The sequence below is a fragment of the Streptomyces capoamus genome, assembly GCF_014654935.1.
Classification (GTDB): Bacteria; Actinomycetota; Actinomycetes; order Streptomycetales; family Streptomycetaceae; genus Streptomyces; species Streptomyces capoamus.
In genome coordinates this window covers 87,674-93,241 of the sequence record NZ_BNBF01000015.1, presented here as the reverse complement: position 1 = coordinate 93,241, position 5,568 = coordinate 87,674, and the positions used below count along the sequence as shown (strand labels likewise).

4 protein-coding genes and 1 tRNA gene are annotated in these 5,568 nt (G+C 71.1%); 3 read left to right on the top strand and 2 right to left on the bottom strand.

The annotated features are described in order from the left end of the window. On the bottom strand, nt 1-1,506 hold a 1,506-nt coding region (locus IE312_RS41405; protein ID WP_229900313.1), incomplete at its 3' end, for a class I tRNA ligase family protein. 417 nt (nt 1,507-1,923) lie between these two features. Between IE312_RS41405 and IE312_RS23050 the strand changes: the two genes are divergently transcribed. Together IE312_RS23050 and IE312_RS23045 are read left to right on the top strand one after the other, a co-directional pair. Continuing rightward, entirely contained in the window at nt 1,924-3,207 is a 1,284-nt protein-coding gene (locus tag IE312_RS23050; protein WP_189984244.1) for a ferric reductase-like transmembrane domain-containing protein, read from the top strand. Beyond that, nucleotides 3,204-4,814, top strand: a complete 1,611-nt coding sequence (locus tag IE312_RS23045) for an NADH-quinone oxidoreductase subunit NuoF family protein (RefSeq protein WP_189984243.1) — start codon at nt 3,204-3,206, stop codon at nt 4,812-4,814. The genes IE312_RS23050 and IE312_RS23045 overlap by 4 nt, the downstream gene beginning before the upstream one ends. A gap of 145 nt (nt 4,815-4,959) precedes the next feature. Here the strand turns inward: IE312_RS23045 and IE312_RS23040 are convergent. Further along, a tRNA-Ala gene (locus IE312_RS23040) sits at nt 4,960-5,032 on the bottom strand. A gap of 117 nt (nt 5,033-5,149) precedes the next feature. On the opposite strand from IE312_RS23040, the gene IE312_RS41400 reads away from it, so the two are divergent. Next, a partial coding sequence (locus IE312_RS41400) for a glycosyltransferase 87 family protein (RefSeq protein WP_229900312.1) occupies nt 5,150-5,568 on the top strand: 419 nt, incomplete at its 3' end.

Sequence of the window (5,568 nt, the reverse complement as noted above, 5' to 3'; positions counted from 1 at the left end):
CCACTCGGTGATGCGCGCCTTGGCCTCGGTCACGCCCAGACCGTTCAGCTGCACGTCGTCGCTGTCCGAGTTGACGATCTTCGCGTCGTAGGAGACGAAGGCGTCGTCCCAGGCGGACGGGTCGGTGCCGCGGCCGTCGGTCGGCTCGACCACGCAGCGGATCGGCAGCTCGAAGGCGCGCGCGAAGGCGAAGTCGCGGGAGTCGTGACCCGGGACGGCCATGATCGCGCCGGTGCCGTAGCCCATCAGCACGTAGTCGGCGATGAAGACCGGGATCCGCTCGCCGTTGACCGGGTTGGTCGCGAAGGCGCCGGTGAAGACGCCGGTCTTGTCCTTGGCCTCGGCCTGCCGCTCGACGTCGGACTTCGAGGCGGCCTGCGCCCGGTAGGCGGCGACGGCCTCGGCCGGGGTGGCGTGGCCGCCGGTCCACACCTGGTGCGTGCCCTCGGGCCACGCCTCGGGGGTGAACTTGTCGACCAGCGGGTGCTCGGGCGCCAGCACCATGTAGGTGGCGCCGAACAGGGTGTCGGGGCGGGTGGTGAAGACCGTGATGCGCTCGCCGTCGATCGGGAAGTCGACGCGGGCGCCCTCGCTGCGGCCGATCCAGTTGCGCTGCTGCAGCTTGATGGCCTCCGGCCAGTCCAGCTCCTCCAGGTCCTCCAGCAGCCGGTCCGCGTAGGCGGTGATGCGCATGTTCCACTGGCGCAGCTTGGCCTTGAAGACCGGGAAGTTGCCGCGCTCGGAGCGGCCGTCGGCGGTGACCTCCTCGTTGGCCAGCACGGTGCCCAGGCCCGGACACCAGTTGACGGGCGCTTCGGAGGCGTAGGCCAGGCGGTACCCGCCCAGGACGTCGGCGCGCTCGGCGGCGCTCAGCTCGCTCCACGCGCGCGTGGAGCCCGGAACCGCGCGCTCACCGGACTCGAACTGGGCGATCAGCTCGGAGATCGGGCGGGCCTTGCGCGCCTCCTCGTCGTACCAGGAGTCGAAGATCTGCAGGAAGATCCACTGGGTCCACTTGTAGTACTCCGGGTCGATCGTGGCGAACGACCGGCGCCTGTCGTGGCCCAGGCCCAGCCGGCGCAGCTGGGACTTCATGTTCTCGATGTTGGCCTCGGTGGACACGCGCGGGTGCGTGCCGGTCTGCACTGCGTACTGCTCGGCGGGCAGGCCGAAGGCGTCGAAGCCCAGGGTGTGCAGGACGTTGTGCCCGGTCATGCGCTGGAAGCGGGCGTAGACGTCGGTGGCGATGTAGCCCAGCGGGTGGCCGACGTGCAGGCCCGCGCCCGAGGGGTACGGGAACATGTCCATGATGAACTTCTTGGGCCTGGCGACCAGCTCGGGGTCGCCCGCCAGGTCACCCGTCGGGTTGGGCGCCGCGTAGGTGCCGTCGGCGTCCCAGAAGTCCTGCCAGCGTGCCTCGATCTCGGCAGCCATGGCGGCCGTGTAGCGGTGCGGCGCGGCCTCCGCCGACGCGGCGGCGGTGGCAGCGGGGTTCGTCTCGCTCATGATCCTCAAAGCTCCATCGATCGTCTCTGCCTGCGGCTGCGGTGTCCCGAGAAACGAAAAAGCCCCTCGCACAGGAGGGGACGCCGCGCCGATGCCGACCTCACGGCTGGACCGGGGTCGGTACTGATCAGCGCGGCCCGCTAAGCAGAAGGCGTACGGCACGCATGGCGCTAGGGTACCGCAGCCCTTGAGCAAGCGGCGACGCGCTTGCGTATCCCTGATGGACATGTCACGAAGCCCACCCGGAACCGAACAAAGGTCAGCAATTACTTCGCGTACCGTCCCCTATGGGACACCACCCCCGTCGCATTGTCCGTTGATAACAACGCAATAACTCAAACCCCGTACTGATCGGTATGGCTCCACTTAGAGTGCGGCAGCGGGACCGCTTTCCCGAAACTGCTCGGAGTTGCCCCCATGAACCCTCGTCGTAGTACCAGCTCGCTCCCCAAGCCCGGCCGCTCGGCCTACGGGGTGGCGTCCGCTGTCGTCCTGCTGCTCATACCCGTGGCCGTGCTGGTCGGAGGCAGCCAGTTCCGCGACTTCCTCAACTTCGGCGCGGGCGTACTGTCCCTCGTCTCGCTCAGCTGCTCGGTGATCTGGGGCCTGTTCGCCCAGGACCGGATCTTCCTCAACACGCGGCAGCGGATCATCGGCCAGGCGGTGCACCGGACGACCGCGGTCGGCTCGATCGCGTTCCTGCTGCTGCACATCACCACCAAGATCGCGCTCGGTCACACGGAGCTGATCGGCGCGATCATTCCGTTCTCGCTCGGCGTCTCCGGCATCGGCGGCCTGATCGGCCTCGGCTCGCTGGCGGGCCTGCTGATGATCTTCGTCGGCATCACCGGCGCCCTGCGCAGCAACTTCGCCACCCCGGCCCCGGTCGCCGCCCGCTGGCGGGCCATGCACATGCTGGCCTATCCGGCCTGGTGCGCCGCGCTCCTCCACGGACTCTACGCGGGTCGCGCGGCCAAGCCGGTCTTCGTGATCCTCTACAGCCTGTCCCTGCTCGGCGTGATGGGCGCCCTCGCGCTGCGCGCCGCGCCCCGCCAGGTCAAGCGCAAGGTCGCCGACCGCCTGGTGGCCCTGTTCGGCAGCTCGGAGCGGCCCGGGCTGGACGACCTGGACGCGAGCCGCTCGCGGATGGCCGAGTCGGCGCCGACCGGCTTCGAGAGCCGGCGCGAGCCCAGGCAGGCCCCGGCGGACACGCGCGGCGCCCCGCTGTACCAGACCCCGGCCGCCCCGGCCGCCGAGTCCGCCGCCGGCTTCGCGGCGGCCTACCGCGCGGTCTCCACGCCGGGCCGCCCACAGGCGCCCTACCCGGCCGACCAGACCACACGCATGAACCTCCCGACGGACCTCCTGGCCACCGAGGCCATCCCGCGCGTGGACGGGCCCTCCAGCACCTCGGGCAGCTGGCCGATCCCGTCCCCGCCCCCGGTCGGCGAGGCCCCTCCGTCCGCGTACGACCCGCTGCAGGACACCGGATACACCATCCCGGTCTATGGCAATCCGGGCGCCGCCGGATACGGCGGAAGTGACGTGTACGACACCGGTGAGACAAACGGCCTGTACGGCACGTACAACCCGAGTGACACGTACAACAGCGGTCCCGCCACCGAAACGCTGCCCGGTTCGTCCTACGAGACACCGGGTTCGGGCGAACCTTGGAACACGCCTTCCGGAGGCTTTAAGTGAACGAGGCCCTGCCCGACGTCCCCGAAGTCCGCGTGGTCGGACTTCCCCAGCTCACGTCGGGCTTCGACCTTGTGGAGCGGCTCGATCTGCCCATGCACCTGAAGGTGCACGGGCCGCTCGACCCGCTGGGCGGCGAGCAGCTCGCCCAGCTCGCCGAACGCATCAACCTCAGGGGCCGCGGCGGCGCCGGCTTCCCCTTCCACAAGAAGCTGCGCTCGGTCGCCGAGTCGGCGATCAAGCGCGGGGTGCGTCCGGTCGTCGTGGTCAACGGCAGTGAGGACGAACCGGCCTGCCGCAAGGACACGGTGCTGATCAACCGTGCCCCGCACCTCATCCTGGACGGCGCGCTCCTGTGCGCCGAGGCGCTCGGCGCGCGGACCCTCGTCATCGGCGTCACCCGGGAGTCCACCCAGCGCTCCATGGAGGCCGCGCTCGCCGAGCGAGGTCTGAGCAACAGCCGTAGATCGGCGCTGCGCGCGTGGGTGCAGCGCAACCCGGTGCGGATGGTCACCGGCGCCGCCGCCTCGCTGATCCGTTCCGTCGACGGCGGCCCGGCGGTCCCGCCGGGCCGCAAGATCAGTGCCTCGCAGAGCGGCGTCGGCGGCGCGCCCACGCTGCTGTCGAACGCGGAGACGTTCGCGCAGCTGGCCATCGCCGCCCGCATCGGCCCCGAGCGCTACGGCAACACCGGCCTGTACGACGAGCCGGGCACCGTCATGCTCACCGTGTCCGGCGCGGTCGCCCGCCCGATGGTGATCGAGGTCCCCACGGGCGTGCCGCTGCGCTACGTGCTGCAGCTGGCGGGCGCCCCGCCGGTGCCGCAGGGCGTGCTGACCGGCGGCTACCACGGCAAGTGGATCGACGCGGCGACCGTCAACGAGGCGGTCGTCTCCCGCAACTCACTGGATGCCGTGGGCGGTTCGCTGGGTGCGGGCGCGATCCTGCCGATCAGCCAGGAGACGTGCCCGCTGGGCGAGTCGCTGCGGGTCGCGCAGTGGCTGGCCGAGGAGAGCGCCGGCCAGTGCGGACCCTGCTACCTCGGCCTGCCCGCCGCCGCGCGCGGCCTGGAGGACATCCTGAACGGCGGCGGACCGGCCGCCCTGGAGGCGCTGAAGCAGGTCGCGAAGAACGTGAAGCGGCGCGGGGCGTGTTCGCACCCCGACGGCTCGGCGATGTTCCTGGAGTCGACCATCAAGGCGTTCACCGACGACCTGGCCGCGCACGTCCTCGGCAACGGCTGCGGACGGCCCGTGGAGGGTGTTCTGCCGCTCTTCGAGGGAGGCAGGGCGCCCACGGGCGTCGCGGGCGGCGCGGAGCCCGAGGAGAACGGCGGCAGCCGCCAGAAGATCTACGTCGACTGGACCCTGTGCCGGGGCCACGGACTGTGCGCGGACATCCTGCCGGAGGTGTTCGAGCTCGGCGCCGACGGCTTCCCCACCGTGGCCCAGGCGCAGGTGCCGCGGTACGCGGAGGCGAAGGCGCTGCGCGCGGTGCGCCGCTGCCCGGCGCTCGCTCTGCGCCTCGAGGAGGACACGCGCGGGCAGGCACCGTCGCGCAACCTGCCGGTCCTCTCCCAGGGTCGCGGCCGGCGAGCCCTGGGCCGCTGAGCGCGCGGAGCGACGACGGCGGGTCACCCGGTCCGGGTGGCCCGCCGTCGTGCACGCGCGCGTGTGCACACGCCGAGGAGGCGTGCCGTGTTCCGCAACACGCCGAAGGCGGACCATCCGTGGGATGGTCCGCCTTCGATCACTGTGGAGCTAAGGAGAATTGAACTCCTGACCTCCTGCATGCCATGCAGGCGCTCTACCAACTGAGCTATAGCCCCTTGTTGTCTTCCCCGGGTTCCCCCGGCGACGACGTAAACATTACAGGGCCCGTGGTGCAGCACCAAATCGGTTTCCCCCTTGCACCGATCAGAGCGCTAATGTCACCTTTTGTGCCCATGATCGTGTTCCCCGCCGTGTGCCGCCGGCTGCCGGTCGCCCCGGGGGTGTGCCTGCTGTCGTTCGCGGCCTTCTGGGCCGCTCAGCGGGCCGCGCACGTCTCGATGGTCGACCTGATGGTCTACCGGGCCGAGGGAGCCGCCGTGCGTGCCGGCGGCGACCTGTACGCGTTGCGCGCGACGGCCGCGCGGCTGCCCACCACCTACCCGCCGTTCGCCGCCCTGCTGTTCACCCCGCTGCCGCTGCTGGACACCGCGCTCCTGCGCGCGCTGGCGACGGCCGGGAACCTGGCGCTGCTGGCGGTGTTCGTGCGGCTGTCGCTGAAACTCGTCGGCCACGCGCGCGGGGAGACCGTCTGGTGGGTCGCGGCGGCGGCCGTGTGGTGCGAGCCGGTGTGGACGACCCTGCGCTACGGCCA

Coding starts and splice junctions, on each gene's coding strand:
- IE312_RS23050 (WP_189984244.1), top strand. CDS start 1,924: ATGAACCCTCGTCGTAGTACCAGCTCGCTCCCCAAGCCCGGCCGCTCG.